The sequence below is a fragment of the Inquilinus sp. OTU3971 genome, assembly GCF_038440215.1.
Genome location: NZ_JASATH010000197.1, coordinates 1 through 15043, shown reverse-complemented (window position 1 = coordinate 15043; position 15043 = coordinate 1). Strand labels below are relative to the sequence as shown.

Annotated in this window: 14 protein-coding genes; 12 read left to right on the top strand and 2 right to left on the bottom strand. The window is 68.9% G+C overall.

Features of this window, described 5'->3' with window-relative positions:
- Window positions 1–1242 (top strand): glycoside hydrolase family 5 protein (locus tag AAHM41_RS33265; protein WP_342240929.1); only part of this gene is annotated, 1242 nt, incomplete at its 5' end.
- A 27-nt stretch (window positions 1243–1269) separates the two neighbouring features.
- Here the strand turns inward: AAHM41_RS33265 and AAHM41_RS33260 are convergent.
- Window positions 1270–1842: a TetR/AcrR family transcriptional regulator gene (locus tag AAHM41_RS33260; protein ID WP_342240928.1), complete on the bottom strand. Its 573-nt coding sequence runs from the start codon at window positions 1840–1842 to the stop codon at window positions 1270–1272.
- Between the two features lie 103 nt (window positions 1843–1945).
- Here AAHM41_RS33260 and AAHM41_RS33255 point away from each other — a divergent pair, with 103 nt between their 5' ends.
- The 9 genes from AAHM41_RS33255 (at window position 1946) to mctP (ending at window position 12547) form a co-directional block, all read left to right on the top strand.
- A complete protein-coding gene (locus tag AAHM41_RS33255) occupies window positions 1946–2761 on the top strand; it encodes an oxidoreductase (protein WP_342240927.1) in 816 nt (271 codons plus the stop codon).
- Between the two features lie 62 nt (window positions 2762–2823).
- Entirely contained in the window at window positions 2824–3825 is a 1002-nt protein-coding gene (locus tag AAHM41_RS33250; protein WP_342240926.1) for an NADP-dependent oxidoreductase, read from the top strand.
- Between the two features lie 86 nt (window positions 3826–3911).
- Window positions 3912–4838, top strand: a complete 927-nt coding sequence (locus tag AAHM41_RS33245; RefSeq protein ID WP_342240925.1) for an ABC transporter ATP-binding protein — start codon at window positions 3912–3914, stop codon at window positions 4836–4838.
- Window positions 4835–5596, top strand: coding sequence for an ABC transporter permease (locus AAHM41_RS33240; RefSeq protein WP_342240924.1), 762 nt, complete (start codon window positions 4835–4837; stop codon window positions 5594–5596). The genes AAHM41_RS33245 and AAHM41_RS33240 overlap by 4 nt, the downstream gene beginning before the upstream one ends.
- Before the next feature lie 163 nt (window positions 5597–5759).
- Window positions 5760–6863, top strand: a complete 1104-nt coding sequence (locus AAHM41_RS33235) for an efflux RND transporter periplasmic adaptor subunit (RefSeq protein ID WP_342240923.1) — start codon at window positions 5760–5762, stop codon at window positions 6861–6863.
- A complete protein-coding gene (locus AAHM41_RS33230; protein WP_342240922.1) occupies window positions 6860–9967 on the top strand; it encodes an efflux RND transporter permease subunit in 3108 nt (1035 codons plus the stop codon). The genes AAHM41_RS33235 and AAHM41_RS33230 overlap by 4 nt, the downstream gene beginning before the upstream one ends.
- Before the next feature lie 120 nt (window positions 9968–10087).
- Window positions 10088–10729 carry a LysE family translocator gene (locus AAHM41_RS33225; protein WP_342240921.1) on the top strand — a complete coding sequence of 214 codons (642 nt, stop codon included), beginning with the start codon at window positions 10088–10090 and terminating at the stop codon, window positions 10727–10729.
- Between the two features lie 155 nt (window positions 10730–10884).
- Window positions 10885–11082 carry a DUF3311 domain-containing protein gene (locus tag AAHM41_RS33220; RefSeq protein ID WP_342240920.1) on the top strand — a complete coding sequence of 66 codons (198 nt, stop codon included), beginning with the start codon at window positions 10885–10887 and terminating at the stop codon, window positions 11080–11082.
- Window positions 11072–12547 (top strand): monocarboxylate uptake permease MctP, encoded by a 1476-nt coding sequence (mctP, locus tag AAHM41_RS33215; RefSeq protein ID WP_342240919.1) that lies wholly within the window; start codon window positions 11072–11074, stop codon window positions 12545–12547. The genes AAHM41_RS33220 and mctP overlap by 11 nt, the downstream gene beginning before the upstream one ends.
- A gap of 19 nt (window positions 12548–12566) precedes the next feature.
- On the opposite strand, the gene AAHM41_RS33210 is transcribed toward mctP, so the two are convergent.
- Window positions 12567–13070 (bottom strand): MarR family winged helix-turn-helix transcriptional regulator, encoded by a 504-nt coding sequence (locus tag AAHM41_RS33210; RefSeq protein WP_342240918.1) that lies wholly within the window; start codon window positions 13068–13070, stop codon window positions 12567–12569.
- A gap of 132 nt (window positions 13071–13202) precedes the next feature.
- On the opposite strand from AAHM41_RS33210, the gene AAHM41_RS33205 reads away from it, so the two are divergent.
- Both AAHM41_RS33205 and AAHM41_RS33200 read left to right on the top strand, forming a co-directional pair.
- On the top strand, window positions 13203–14444 hold the full coding sequence (locus AAHM41_RS33205) for a dienelactone hydrolase family protein (protein ID WP_342240917.1): 1242 nt from the start codon (window positions 13203–13205) through the stop codon (window positions 14442–14444).
- Window positions 14445–14544: 100 nt separating this feature from the next.
- A partial coding sequence (locus AAHM41_RS33200) for a tetratricopeptide repeat protein (protein WP_342240916.1) occupies window positions 14545–15043 on the top strand: 499 nt, incomplete at its 3' end.

Sequence of the window (15043 nt, the reverse complement as noted above, 5' to 3'; positions counted from 1 at the left end):
CTAGCGCCGATGACAGCGGGGCAATGGACCAGGTTCGAGGTTCCGCTGGCCGATCTCGACATCGCGAACACCACGATCGATACCCTGGCGATCAAATACTATTCGGATGCGGCCGGGCCTCGGTTCTACCTCGACGACCTGGCCATGACCGGGCCGGGCACCGGCCCGTCCGACGTGTCGATGAGCGGCCTGCACGTGCAGGGCAACAAGCTGCTCAACGGCGAGGGGCAGACGCTGTTCATCCACGGCGTCAATCGCGGCACCACCGGCTTCGAATGCGTGCAGGGCTACGACGCCACGCCGCGCGACCAGGCCTTCGTCGACGCGGTCAAGTCCTGGAACGCCAATGCCGTGCGGGTGCCGCTGAACGAGCAATGCTGGCTGGGCATCAACGCCACCAGTGCCAACGCCCCCTATATGGGCGCGCCGTATCGGCAGGCCATCATCGACTACGTCAACCTGATGACCGCGAACAACCTGGCCGTCATCGTCGACCTGCACTATGCGATGCCGGGCACGCTCTCGACCATCGGCCTGAATTTCCAGCCGATGCCGAACGCGGACCATTCGGTGACGTTCTGGACCAGCGTCGCCAATGCGTTCAAGACCAACAGCGCAGTCATCTTCGACCTCTACAACGAGCCCTATCTCCTCAACGACCCGCCCGCCGCCCAGGCCTGGACCTGCTGGCGCGACGGCGGCAGTAGCTGCTCGGTGAAGGTCGCCGAGGGCTATGTCGAGACCAGCACGGCCTACACTGCGGTCGGCATGCAGACCCTGGTGAACACGGTGCGCGCCACCGGGGCGGAGAACGTGCTGATGGTCGGCGGGCTCGGGCTCTCCGGCGACCTGAGCCACTGGCTGGCCTACAAGCCGACCGACCCCGAGGGCAACATCGTCGCCTCCTGGCACCAGTACAACTTCGCGACCTGCACCAGCGAGCAGTGCTGGGAGGACGAGGTCGGGCCGGTGATGGACCAGGTCCCGCTGATCGTCGGCGAGTTCGGCATGGCCGATCACTTCGGCGCCAGCTGCGACACGGATTACCTGGACCGGCTCTGGGCTTTCGTCGAGAGCAAGCAGCAGGGCTTCATGGCCTGGAACTTCAACACCTGGCCGGGCACCTGCGGCACCAGCGACTTCAACATCGGCCTGATCACCGACGAAGCCGGCACCCCTTCGGACTATGGCTCCCAGTACCACAACCACCTGAGCGGGCTGACGAGCATCTACCCGGATTGACGCCGGCAGCCGGCACTCTCACCGCAATCACGGAGGCGGCTGGACCAGCCCCCGTGCCGCCTCCGCTCCTGCCGCCAGGATGCGATCCGACAATGCACTCCCCTCGACGGCGCGGGCGAGCTGGAGCGCGCCGATAAGCGTCGCGAAGACGCCCAGCACGACACCCTCAGGATCCCGGGTCTGCGCCGGCAGAGCCGCCGACACCTGGCGCACCAGGGCAAGGAAGCGTTCGGCATAGAGGCTGCGCGTCTCCGGCGGCTGGCGCGCAAGCTCCGGCAGCAGCGCCGCCGACGCACAGCCGGTCGCCGGATTGTCCCGGTGCTCCGCCGACAGATAGACCGCGATGGCCGCCTCCAGCCCGCCGGCGGACAGGACGTCGCGCAGCTGGTCCAACTGCGCCTCCAGCGCCGCCGCCACGGTTTCGCGGACAAGCTCCTCCTTGGAGTGGAAATGCGGATAGAAGGCGCCGTTCGTCAGCCCGGCGTCGCTCATAATGCTTGCGACTCCCGACGCGGCGATGCCGCCGGACCGGAATCGCTCGGAGGCGACCTCCGTGATCCGCCGACGCGTCGCGTCCTTCCGACCCTTTTCGTAGCGCATGACCTGACCTTTGCGATGCCCATTGAATTATGATCATCATATGATTAAGTGATCGTAATGCAATGAACCGCCACAGGCCAGGGCTTGTGGCTTTGGAGCATCGATGAACGCATATTCCGGAAAGACCGCGATCGTGACCGGGGCCGCCTCCGGCATCGGCCGCACCATCGCCGAGGCCTTGGCACAGGCTGGATTCACCGTGTTCGGGACAAGCCGCCGGACGGCCGGCAACGGCCCGGCCGGCGTGACCATGCTGGCGTGCGACGTGACCGACGACGACTCCGTCGGCAGCCTGGTTTCGGCGGTGCTCGCGCAGACCGGCCGGATCGACCTTCTGGTCAACAATGCCGGCGTCGGACTGGTCGGCGGCGCCGAGGAATCCTCCATCGCCCAGGTCCGCGCCCTGTTCGACGTCAATCTGTTCGGCACCATACGCATGACCAACGCGGTGCTGCCGCCGATGCGGCGGCGCGGCGAAGGCCGCATCGTCAATATCGGCTCGATCCTGGGGCTGATCCCCGCGCCGTATTCCGCCCATTATTCGGCGGCCAAGCACGCGCTCGAAGGCTATTCGGAATCGCTCGACCATGAGGTCCGCGCCTTCGGCATCCGCGTCTCGCTGATCGAGCCTGGCAACACCCGCAGCGGCTTCGAGCAGAACGGCCTCGAGCCGGATGCCGTGCTGGCGGAATATGACCGGGCCCGGGCCGACGCCGTCGCATTGATGAAGGACATGGTCAGCACGGGCGACGACCCGAAGGTCGTGGCCGACGCAGTGCTCAAGGCTGTGACCGACGCGCGCCCGCGGCGGCGCTACACCGCCGGCAACAGGGCGCGGCAGGTCAGCCTGCTGCGCCGGTTCGTGCCCGCAGGGATGTTCGACAAGAGCCTGCGCCAGCAGATGCGGCTGCCGGTCTGAACACTTGGCGGCTGGAGCGAAGGCTCCGCAGCCGCAGTCGAGAACGGCAGGAAGATGGTGTCATGAAGGCCTTCATCGTCGATCGTTACGGCCGTGCCGAAGGCGTGCGGGCCGCCGAGATGCCGGAACCGGAGCTGCGCGAGGACGACGTGCTGGTCCAGGTCCATGCCGCCGGCGTGAACGTCCTGGACAACAAGATCAGAAGCGGCGAGTTCAAGCTGATCCTGCCGTTCCGCCTGCCGCTGATCCTGGGCAACGACGTGGCCGGCGTGGTGGTGCGGGTCGGATCCCGGGTGCGGCGCTTCAAGGTCGGCGACGAGGTCTACGCCCGGCCGCATCACAACCGGATCGGCACCTTCGCGGACTATATCGCGATGAACGAGGCCGACGTGGCGCTGAAGCCGGGATCCCTCACCATGGAGGAGGCGGCCTCGATCCCCCTCGTCGGCCTGACCGTCTGGCAGGCATTGATCGAGAGAGCCGGCCTGAAGGCGGGGCAGAAGGCTCTGATCCAAGCCGGCTCCGGCGGCGTGGGCACCTTCGCCATCCAGCTGGCCAAACATGTCGGCGCGACCGTGGCGACGACGGCGAGCGCAGCGAATGCCGATCTGCTGAGACAGCTCGGCGCCGACATCGTCATCGACTACCGGAAGGACGATTTCGCCAGGACTCTGAGAGATTTCGATGTCGTGCTCGACACCCAGGGCGGAGCGGTTCTCGAGAAGTCCCTGCAGGTGCTGAAACCCGGCGGCAAGGTGATCGGCATCGCCGGCCCGCCCGACCCGGATTTTGCGAGATCCATCGGATCGAACCCGCTCATCGGGCTGGTGATGCGCTTCCTGAGCCGCAGGATCAGGAAGGAGGCACGGCGTCGTCACGTCAGCTATTCGTTCCTGTTCATGCGGGCCGACGGAGACCAACTGCGCGAGATCGCCGCTCTCATCGAGGCCGGACTTATCCGCCCGGTCGTGGATCGGGTCTTTCCGTTCGAAGCGACCAAAGAGGCCCTGGCCTATGTCGAAACCGGCCGGGCGAAGGGCAAGGTCGTGATCAAGGTGCGGTAAGGCTACCTCCGCCCATCGGCGGCATTGCAGCCGCCGCTTCACGATCCCGCATCGAATCACCCCCGGCATCGGGTATGGTCGCCGCCATGTCGCCGATCATCACCATCTCGAACCTGTCGAAGACCTATGCCTCCGGCTTCCAGGCGCTGAAGAGCGTCGACCTGGAGATCCGGCGCGGCGAGATCTTCGCCCTGCTCGGCCCCAACGGCGCCGGCAAGACCACGCTGATCAACATCGTCTGCGGCATCGTCCGGCCCGGCGGCGGGACGGTATCGGTGGACGGCCACGACATCGTCGGCGACTACCGCGCCGCCCGGTCCCGCATCGGCCTGGTGCCGCAGGAGCTGACGACCGACGCCTTCACCACCGTCTGGGACACCGCCAGCTTCAGCCGCGGTCTGTTCGGCAAGCCCGCAAACCCGGCCCATATCGAGAAGGTGCTGAAGGACCTGTCGCTGTGGGACAAGAAGGACAGCAAGATCATGACGCTGTCCGGCGGCATGAAGCGCCGGGTGCTGATCGCCAAGGCGCTGGCGCATGAGCCACAGATCCTGTTCCTGGACGAGCCCACGGCCGGGGTGGATGTCGAGCTGCGGCAGGACATGTGGCGGCTGGTCCGCGCCCTGCGCGATCAGGGCGTGACCATCATCCTGACCACCCACTACATCGACGAGGCCGAGGAGATGGCCGACCGGATCGGGGTGATCCGCAAGGGCGAGATCATCCTGGTCGAGGACAAGGCCGAGCTGATGCGCAAGCTGGGCAAGAAGCAGCTGGCGCTGCAGCTGCAGGCGCCGCTGGACGCCCTTCCCGAGGCGCTGGCCGCGCATCAGCTGTCGCTGTCGGCCGACGGCACCGAGCTGGTCTACACCTACGATTCGCAGGGCGAGCGCACCGGCATCACCGCGGTGATGCAGGCCGTCGCCGATGCCGGCATCCGGTTCAAGGACCTCCGCACCAGCCAGAGCTCGCTGGAGGAAATCTTCGTCAGCCTGGTGAGCGAACGGCGATGAACCTCCACGCGATCCGCGCGATCTATATGTCCGAGATGGCGCGCACCGGCCGCACCCTGATGCAGAGCATCCTGTCGCCGGTGATCTCGACCTCGCTGTACTTCGTCGTCTTCGGCGCGGCCCTGGGCTCGCGCATCGAGCAGATCGACGGGGTCGGTTACGGCGCCTTCATCGTGCCCGGCCTGATCATGCTGTCGCTGCTGACGCAGAGCATCTCCAACGCCTCGATGGGCATCTATTTCCCGAAATTCATCGGCACGATCTACGAGCTGCTGTCGGCGCCGGTCTCCTATCTCGAGATCGTGGTGGCCTATGTCGGGGCGGCCGCCACCAAATCGATCATCCTCGGCGCCATCATCCTGGCGACGGCCGGGCTGTTCGTGCCGCTGCAGATCCTCCACCCGTTCTGGATGCTGCTGTTCCTGGTGCTGACCGCCGTCACCTTCAGCCTGTTCGGCTTCATCATCGGCATCTGGGCCGACGGGTTCGAGAAGCTGCAGGTGATCCCGCTTTTGATCATCACGCCGCTGACCTTCCTGGGCGGCAGCTTCTACTCGATCTCGATGCTGCCCCCCTTCTGGCAGACCGTGGCCCTGTTCAACCCCGTGGTCTACCTGATCAGCGGCTTCCGCTGGAGCTTCTACGGGATCGCCGACGTCAACGTCGCCGTCAGCCTGGCCATGACCCTGGGCTTTCTGGCGGTCTGCCTGGCCGTCGTGGCCTGGATCTTCAGGACCGGGTACCGGCTGAAGAGCTGAACTTTTCGCAACCGAACGTTGCCGGGACCGCGGCAGCAACACCGCGACACGAAACCAGCCCCTGCGTTTGCATCGGGAAACCTGCGGACCAACCGCAGCAATGGTCGCGCCGTACTGTCCGGGGCCCATCGCCGCCTCGTGCGGCCGAGCACCCGACACCCTTATGCCCCGGACCCGAAATCTCTTCCGCCTCCTGCCCGCCCTCCTCCTGGCCCTTGCCGCCTGCCGCGACCCGAAGCCGGCGGAGGAGGCCTCGGCCTCCGAGGCACCGGTCGCCCTGGCCGTCAGCGTCGAGCCGGCGCGGGCGGAGCGGCTGGCCCGCGCCGTCTCGGCCACCGGCAACGTTGCCGCCTGGCAGGAGCTGACGGTCAGCGCCGAGCTGAGCGGCCTGGCCATCGTCGAGATCCCGGTGCAGGAGGGCGACCGCGTCGCGCAGGGGCAGCTCCTGGCCCGGCTGGACGACCGCGCGCTGCAGGCGCAGATCGCCGAGCAGCAGGCGGCGATCGACCAGGCCCAGGCGACCCTGGACAATGCCGAATTGGTCGCCGCCCGGTCCCGCCGGATGCTGGCGGCTAAGGCGATCAGCCAGGAGACGGCGGACCAGAACGCCGCCACGGCCCGGACCAGCCGGGCCGCCCTGGCCCAGGCCCAGGCGGCGCTGCAGGCGCTGCAGGTGCAACTCGAACAGACCCGGATCACCGCCCCGGTCGCCGGCGTCGTCGCGGCGAAGCCGGCCGTGCTCGGCACCGTGGTGCAGAGCGGAACCGAGCTGGTGCAGCTGATCCGCGACGGCCGCCTGGAGGTCCAGGCCCGGGTGCCGGAGCGCGACCTGGCCGCGATCCGGCCGGGCCAAGCGGTGTCGGTGACCGATGCCGCCGGGGCCGTGACGCCGGCAACGGTGCGGGCGGCAGCCGAGAAGGTCGATGCCACCACCCGGCTCGGCACCGTCTATGCCGACCTGCCGGCCGGCACCGCGCTGAAGGCCGGGATGTTCGCCCGGGTTTCGATCGCGGTCGAGGGCGGCGATGGGCTGACCGTGCCGGAGGCGGCGCTGGTGTGGCGCCAGGGCCAGCCGCAGGTCTTCACCGTCGATGCCGACGGTGCCGCCCGGCTGCGCCCCGTGCGCACCGGCAGCCGCGGCGCCGGCAGGGTGACGATCGAGGACGGGCTGGCGCAAGGCGAGCGTGTGGTCACCGCCGGCGCCGGCTTCCTCGACGACGGCAGCCGCGTCCGGATCGCCGAGACCCTGACGGAGTCCGGTCGGTGAACGCGATCTCCTCCTGGTCGATCCGCAACCCGGTCCCGACCATCGTCCTGTTCCTGATGCTGGCCGCGGGCGGCCTCTTCGGCTTCGCCGAGCTGCGCACCAACAACATGCCGGACATCGACCTGCCGACGGTCACGGTGACGGTGACCCAGCTGGGCGCGGCGCCGACCGAGCTGGAGACCCAGGTCACCCGGATCGTCGAGAACGCCGTCGCCGGCATCGGCCGTATCGACGACATCTCCTCCTCGGTCAGCGAGGGCAGCTCGGTCACCACCGTCCAGTTCACCTTCGGCACCGATATCGACCGCGCCACCAACGACGTGCGCAACGCGGTGTCGGGCATCGAGGCCGACCTGCCCGCAGCCGCCCGGACGCCGGTGATCGAGCGGGTCGACGTCACCGGCGGGACGATCGTCACCTTCGTCGTCGACGCCCCGGCGATGAGCCCCGACCAGCTGAGCTGGACCGTCGACAACGACATCGCCAAGGCGCTGCTGGGGGTCGACGGCGTGTCCAAGATCGAACGCTCCGGCGGCGTCGACCGGATGATCCGGGTGCGGCTCGACCCCGACCGGCTGCGCGCGCTCGGCGTCACCGCCAGCGAGGTCAGCCAAACCCTGGCCGAGACCAACGTCAACCAGCCCGGCGGCCGGGTCGGGCGCAGCGAGCGCGAGCAGTCGATCCGCACCCTGGGCAGCGCCGGCTCGGTCGAGGCGCTGGCCGAGGCCCGGATCCCGCTGGCCGACGGCCGCGAGGTCCGGCTCGGCGACCTCGGCACGGTCGAGGACAGCTGGGACATGCCGCGCCAGCGCGCCCGGCTGGACGGCCGCGAGGTCGTCGCCTTCGGCGTCTACCGCACCGTGGGGTCGAGCGAGATCGACGTCACCAAGGCGGTGCGCGCCAAGGTTGCCGAGATCGCCGCCGCCCGCCCCGACCTGAGGGTCCAGGAGGTGACCTCCTCCTCCGGCTTCGTGCTCGAGAGCTACGACGCGGCGCTGGAGGCGCTGTGGCTCGGCGCCCTGCTCGCCATCGGCGTGGTCTGGCTGTTCCTGCGCGACATCCGGGCGACGCTGGTCTCCTCGGTCGCGCTGCCGCTGTCGCTGATCCCGACCTTCGCGGTAATGGCGCTGTTCGACATCTCGCTCAACACCATCACCCTGCTGGCGCTGTCGCTGGTCGTCGGCATCCTGGTCGACGACGCCATCGTCGAGATCGAGAACATCGTCCGGCACATGCGGCAGAGCGGCAAGCGCGCCTTCGACGCCGCGATGGAGGCGGCGGACGAGATCGGCCTGGCCGTCGTCGCCACCACCGGCACGATCATCGCGGTGTTCCTGCCCTGCGCCTTCATGCCCGGCATCCCGGGCCAGATCTTCACGGACTTCGCCGTCGCCACCTGCGTCTCGGTGGCGTTCTCGCTGGTCGTCGCGCGCATGCTGACGCCGCTGATGGGCGCCTATCTGATCCGCGCCGGCGGGCATGAGGAGGACACGCCGCGCTGGGTGCCGGCCTATCTCTGGCTGCTGCGGCTGGCGCTGCGGCACCGCTGGATCACGCTCGGCCTCGGCGCCGCCTTCTTCGTCGGCTCGCTGGCGCTGGCGTCGCAGCTGTCGACCGAGTTCATGCCGGCGACCGACCGCGGCCGCTCGATCGCCACGGTGGAGCTGGCGCCCGGCGCCACCCTGGCCGAGACCGATGCGGCGGTGGTGGAGATCTCGCGCCGGCTGAAGCAGGAGCCGGAGGTGGCGAGCGTCTTCGCCGCGATCGGCAGCTCGACCACCGCCGGCCAGGGACCGGGCACCAAGGCCGCGGGCGAGGTGCGCTCCGCCACCCTGACGGTCAACCTGGCGCCGCGGGCCGAGCGCAGCGTCACCCAGCAGCAGTTCGAGGCCCGCGCCTCGCGGCTGCTGCAGGGCATCCCCGGCATCCGCATCCAGTTCGGCGCCGACGGCCAGTCCGGCGCCAAGGTCTCGGTCACCCTGGCCGGCGACGACCAGGCGGCGCTGCAGGCGGCGAGCGAATCCCTGCTGCGCGAGATGCGCGGCGTGCCCGGCCTGGCCAATGTCGAATCGACCGAGACCATCGCCCGGCCGGAGATCATCGTCACCCCCGACACCGCCCGGGCGGCGGAGGCCGGGGTGACGCCGCAGACCATCGCCTCGGCCGTCAGCGTCGCCACCGTCGGCGATGCCGACCAGAACCTGCCGAAATACAATCTCGGTGACCGCCAGATCTCGATCCTGGTCACCTTGGCCGACGACGCGCTCGACGACCCGGCGGTGATCGCCGACCTGCCGGTCAAGGGCAGCAACGCCACCGTGCCGCTGGGCGCGGTGGCCACGATCGAGCACGGCGCCGGGCCGAACAGCATCACCCGCGTCGACCGCAGCCGCAGCGCCACGATCGAGGCGGAACTGGCCGGCATCGCGCTCGGCGAGGCGACGCAGCGGATCGCCCGGCTGCCGGCCATGCAGCACCTGCCCGCCGGCGTCACCGAGCTGAAGCGCGGCGATCAGGAGCGGCTGCAGGAGCTGATGCGCGGCTTCGCCATGGCCGTCACGGCCGGCGTGTTCCTGATGTATGTGACGCTGGTGCTGCTGTTCCGCGGCTTCGTCCAGCCCGTCACCATCCTGGTCGCGCTGCCGCTGTCGATCGGCGGCGCGCTCGGCTTCCTGCTGATCAGCGGCCATGCGATGGCGATCTCGGCCTTCATCGGCCTCCTGATGCTGCTCGGCATTGCCGCCAAGAATTCGATCCTGCTGGTGGAGTACGCGATCCTGGCGCAGCGCGGCGGGCTGGACCGCGGCACCGCACTGATCGACGCCGCGACCAAGCGCGCCCGGCCGATCGTGATGACCTCGATCGCCATGGCCGCCGGCATGCTGCCGATCGCGCTGGGCATCGGAGCCGACGCCGAATCCCGCGCGCCGATGGCGATCGCGGTGATCGGCGGGCTGGTGTCCTCCACCGCGCTCAGCCTGGTCTATGTGCCGGTGTTCTACACCGTGATGGACGACCTGCAGCACTGGCTCGGCCGGATCCTGCGGCCGCTGCTGGTCGAGCAGTCGCCGCCGAAGCGGGGCGCTTCGGCCGGCGCTGAATAGGCCGCGCCGGCCAGAAAGAAGGAGAGAGAGGCTGATCCGACCGCTTGCTGCACGTGACCCGTCGCGTCATCGTGGTCGCCGCAAATCCGGTCCCGCCCATTGCTCACCATGGGGGCTCTGTTGGACATCCTGCCGACTCTTCCCCTCCTCATCGGCTTTGTCGCGGCGAGCGCCGTGCTCGCGATCACTCCAGGCCCGGATATGGCGTTCTTCCTTGGACGCACGGCGCGGGGCGGGCGGCGCCTGGGCTTTCTGGCCCTGCTTGGGGCCCTGACCGGCCTTCTGTGCCATGCCTTGATGGCCGCGCTCGGCCTCTCGACGCTCCTGGCATCGTCGGCCGCGGCCTTCATGACCTTGAAGATCGTCGGTTGCGGCTATCTGCTGTGGCTGGGCCTGCAGGCGATCCGGCATGGCACGACGCTTCCGACGACGGGACCAGACAACGGCGGGAACAGCGCTCTCCGCACCTATCTCGGCGGGGTGGCGATCAACCTGCTCAACCCGAAGATCGTGATGTTCTTCCTCACCTTCCTGCCGCAATTCGTCGGCCCGGACGATCCGCAGGCATCCGGAAAGATGCTGTTCCTGAGCCTGCTCTTCATCGCCGTCGGGGCCTTGGTGTGCGGGGTGATCATCTTCAGCGCGGAGCGATTCATGGCGGCCTGCAGGACGAATCGGCGGGTCACGCGCGCCCTGGACTACGTCTTCGCCGGTCTGATGGGCCTGTTCGCAGGGAAGCTGCTGCTCTCGACCAGCCGGTAGCCCGCGCCTCGACCACAAATCCCTTCAGGACCGGGACCAGGTTCGTCTCCCGGCAATGCCGCCATGCCTTTATTCGGGTTAACATATCCAGGGACGATGGCAGGTTGGCCGGCAATCGGGCCGGGGACTCCGGGCCCGCGACGGAAGGATTTGCCATGCGTGAGCGTTCCCGGCGGCCCGTGCTGTGGCTGCTGCTCCTGCCCTATATCGGGCTCCTGTGGGTGCCGTTCTACAATGCGCGGGAGCCGGAGATCCTGGGCTTCCCGTTCTTCTACTGGTACCAGTTCGCCTGGGTGCCGCTGACCGCGCTGATCATCTGGATCGCCTATCGGAGCGTGCGCCATGACGACTGAGCTGGATGTCGTTGCGCTCGCCGTCTTCGCCTTCTTCTTCATCCTGGTCACCGTCATGGGCTTCATGGCCGCCCGCTGGAAGCGGGGCGAAACGCTGGCCCATATCGACGAATGGGGGCTGGGCGGCCGGAAGTTCGGCACCTGGGTCACCTGGTTCCTGGTCGGCGGCGACTTCTACACCGCCTACACCGTGATCGCGGTGCCGGCGCTGGTCTACGCCGTCGGCGCCTACGGCTTCTTCGCCCTGCCCTACACCATCATCGTCTATCCCTTCGTCTTCCTGGTGATGCCGAAGCTGTGGAAGCGGGCGAAGGAGCATGGCTACGTCACCGCCGGCGACGTGGTGTTCGGCCAGTACGGCTCGCGCGGGCTGGAGCTGGCGGTGGCCATCACCGGCGTCCTCGCCGTCATGCCCTACATCGCGCTGCAGCTGGTCGGCATGGCCGCGGTGATCAAGGCGCTGGGCCTGACCGGCGAGCTGCCGCTGGCGATCGCCTTCGTCATCCTGGCGCTGTACACCTATTCCGCGGGCCTGAGGGCGCCGGCGCTGATCGCCTTCGTCAAGGACATCATGATCTACATCGCGGTGCTGGCCGCGGTGGCGCTGATCCCCTGGGAGCTGGGCGGCTACGGCGCGGTGTTCCAGGCGGCCGACGACGCCTTCAAGGCCAAGGGCACGGGCGGGCTGCTGCTGGGCGACAGCCAGATGGTGGCCTATGCCACACTGGCACTGGGCTCGGCCCTCGCCGCCTTCATGTATCCGCACACCCTGACCGGCATCTTCGCCTCGGCCAGCGCCAACACCATCCGCAAGAACGCGGCCCTGCTGCCGGCCTATACCCTGCTGCTCGGCCTCCTGGCCCTGCTCGGCTATATGGGCCACGCCGCGCATCTCAACGTCGCCAGCCCGAACGACGTGGTGCCGGCGCTGTTCCAGACGCTGTTCCCGAGCTGGTTCGCCGGCTTCGCCTTCGCCGCCATCGCCATCGGCGCCCTGGTGCCGGCGGCGGTGATGAGCATCGGCGCCGCCAACCTGTTCACCCGCAACTTCTGGAAGGCCTATGTCGACCCCGGAATCAGCCATGCCGGGGAGGCGCAGGTGGCCAAGCTCACCTCGCTGGTGGTCAAGGTCGGCGCGCTGCTGGTGATCGTGTTCCTGCCGACCCAGTTCGCGCTCGACCTGCAACTGCTCGGCGGCGTGTGGATCCTGCAGACCCTGCCGGCCCTGGTGTTCGGGCTCTATGTCGGCTGGTTCCGGGCGCCGGCGCTGCTGGCCGGCTGGGCGGTCGGCTTCTTCGGCGGCAGCTGGATCGTCTGGCAGGACGGGCTGAAGCCGCTGCACGCGCTGAGCTTCGGCGGCAGCACGGTCACGGTCTATGCCGGGCTGCTGGCGCTGGCGGCCAACATCGCGGTCGCGGTCGCAGTCAACCTGGCCGTGGCGCCGCGATTGGCGCGGACGGCCTGATCCGCTGGGCGGGGCCGGGCTACTCGGCCTTGCTCCGCCCCCGCGGCCGCGTTGCGTCGGCGACCGACACCTTGGTGCGGCCGAGCAGCTCCATCAGCCGCTCGATCTCGCCGGTCCCGAGCCCGGCCGTCATCTCGGCCACCCAGTCGCCATGCGCCGCGGCCATGGCGGCGAACTGGCGCTCGCCCTCCTCGGTCAGGCGGATGACGTGCTTGCGCCGGTCCGCCTGCGATTGCTCGCGCGCCACCAGCCCGCCTTCGACCAGCCGCTCGACCAGCCCGGTCATGTTGCCGTTCGAGACCATCAGCCGCTGGCTGAGCTCGCCGAGCGTCAGCCCCTGGCGCATCTTGTACAGCTGGGCCATCAGGTCGAAGCGCGGCAGGGTGGTGTCGAAGCTCTCGGCCAGGCGGCGCCGGACCTCGCGCTCGATCATGGTGGTGCAGGTCAGCAGTCGCAGCCACAGCCGCAGCTCGACGCGATGGTCCTTGGGCCGGTCGGTGACCGCGGTCTCGGCATCGATCATTCTGCTGCTGTCCTGAACACGGCCGGTGGCCACCTGATCTGCTTTAAGTTTAAAGTATAACCGCGGACGGCGCCCCGACGCCACGGCTCCAAAGAAGGGCCCCGCCGCATCCGGAGCCAGCGGAGTTCAACGATGACCAGCAGGTGGGTCGACATCACGGCCGATGACGGCGGCCGGTTCCAGGGCTATGTCGCGGTGCCGGCAAGCGGTTCCGGCCCCGGCATCCTGCTGCTGCAGGAGATCTTCGGCGTCAACGCTCATCTGCGGGCGGTCGCCGACCTCTATGCCGAGGAAGGCTATGTGGTGCTGGCGCCGGACCTGTTCTGGCGGCTGGAGCCGAAGGTCGACCTCGGCTATGGCGATGCCGAAATAGCCCGCGCCCGCGAGCTTCTGGCCCGCCTCGACATCGACCGCGCCGTGGCCGATTGCACCGCCGCACTGGCGACGCTGCGGCGGCTGCCGGAATGCCGCGGCAAGGTCGGCGCGCTGGGCTTCTGCCTGGGCGGGCGCCTGGCCTATCTGACCGCCGCGCGCAGCCATGTCGACGCCGCGGTCAGCTATTACGGCACCGGGATGGAGCCGCTGCTGGGCGAGGCCGGCGCCATCCGCTGCCCGATGGTGTTCCATTGCCCCGAGAAGGACCGTCACCTGCCGCCGCCGGTGCGCGAGGCGATCGCCACCGCCTTCGCCGGGCGCGAGGACGTGCAGATCTTCGTCTATCCGGGCGCCGATCACGGCTTCAACGTGCCGGCCCGGGCGGCCTACGACAAGCCGGCCTCGCTGATGGCCCATTCCCGCAGCCTGGCCGTGTTCCGCGCCGCGCTGGGCCCGCATTACGACCTGCCGGCGCTGTGGGAGCGGCACACCACGCTGGAATTCGCCACACGCGACGCCCGCGCCACCATGGCGACGATGGTGGCCCAGCCCTATGTCAACCACATCCCGACCATGACCGGCGGCGTCGGCCAGGACGACCTGTACCGCTTCTACGCCAACCACTTCATCCCGAAGACGCCGGCCGACACGAAGCTGATCCCGATCAGCCGCACCGTCGGGGTCGACCGGCTGGTCGACGAGATGCTGTTCTGCTTCACCCATGACGTCGAGATCGACTGGATGCTGCCCGGCATCCCGCCCACCGGGCGTTACGTCGAGATCCCGCTGGTCGCGATCGTCCGCTTCCGCGGCGACAAGCTGTACAACGAGCACATCTACTGGGACCAGGCCTCGGTGCTGGTGCAGATCGGCCTCTTGGACCCGAAGGGCCTGCCGGTGGCGGGGGTCGAGACGGCGAAGAAGCTGGTCGACGAAAGCCTGCCCTCCAACACCCTGATGGCCCGCTGGGCGGACAGCGCACCGGAGCGGAAGGCGTAGCGCGGAATCGATCGCCCCCGAAACGATCGCCCATCGACAGCGGGGCCGGTTTCGATGAGGATGGAGGTGAACAGGGGGATTTCACGCACCGCCATTTGAGATGCGCATTCAAGGTTTCGTGCTCGGGCTGATGCTGGCATCGCCGGCGGCCCTGGCCTCCCCGTCGTCCCTCATTCCCGAGGGCCCGGGCAACTCCGAGATCCTGGCCATCACCACGGCAGGCCCCGAGGCGGAGCTGCGCGGGCTGCGCCTGGCCGCCGACTCGGGGGATGTCGAGGCGCAGATCCGGCTCGGCTACCGCTACGAGGCCGGCGACGGCATCGACCGGGACCTCGCCGAGGCGGTCCGCTGGTACCGGCTGGCCGCCGAGCAGGGCAACGCCCGCGGCCAGGCCTATCTCGGCGACATGTACCGGGACGGCGCCGGGGTGGCCCAGGACGATGCCGAGGCGGTGCGCTGGTACCGCCTGTCGGCCGCCCAGGGCTACGACCGCGGCCAGACTTATCTCGGCTACATGTACCAGGATGGGCGCGGCGTCGAGCGCAGCGAGGCCGCGGCGGTTCGCCTGTACCGCCAGGCCGCGGAGCAGGGCTACATCC

Excerpts from the sequence above, each read along its gene's own strand:
- AAHM41_RS33260 (WP_342240928.1), bottom strand. The coding sequence starts at position 1,842 with ATGCGCTACGAAAAGGGTCGGAAGGACGCGACGCGTCGGCGGATCACG.
- AAHM41_RS33250 (WP_342240926.1), top strand. The coding sequence starts at position 2,824 with ATGAAGGCCTTCATCGTCGATCGTTACGGCCGTGCCGAAGGCGTGCGG.
- AAHM41_RS33240 (WP_342240924.1), top strand. The coding sequence starts at position 4,835 with ATGAACCTCCACGCGATCCGCGCGATCTATATGTCCGAGATGGCGCGC.
- AAHM41_RS33255 (WP_342240927.1), top strand. The coding sequence starts at position 1,946 with ATGAACGCATATTCCGGAAAGACCGCGATCGTGACCGGGGCCGCCTCC.
- AAHM41_RS33235 (WP_342240923.1), top strand. The coding sequence starts at position 5,760 with ATGCCCCGGACCCGAAATCTCTTCCGCCTCCTGCCCGCCCTCCTCCTG.
- AAHM41_RS33220 (WP_342240920.1), top strand. The coding sequence starts at position 10,885 with ATGCGTGAGCGTTCCCGGCGGCCCGTGCTGTGGCTGCTGCTCCTGCCC.
- AAHM41_RS33205 (WP_342240917.1), top strand. The coding sequence starts at position 13,203 with ATGACCAGCAGGTGGGTCGACATCACGGCCGATGACGGCGGCCGGTTC.
- mctP (WP_342240919.1), top strand. The coding sequence starts at position 11,072 with ATGACGACTGAGCTGGATGTCGTTGCGCTCGCCGTCTTCGCCTTCTTC.
- AAHM41_RS33210 (WP_342240918.1), bottom strand. The coding sequence starts at position 13,070 with ATGATCGATGCCGAGACCGCGGTCACCGACCGGCCCAAGGACCATCGC.
- AAHM41_RS33245 (WP_342240925.1), top strand. The coding sequence starts at position 3,912 with ATGTCGCCGATCATCACCATCTCGAACCTGTCGAAGACCTATGCCTCC.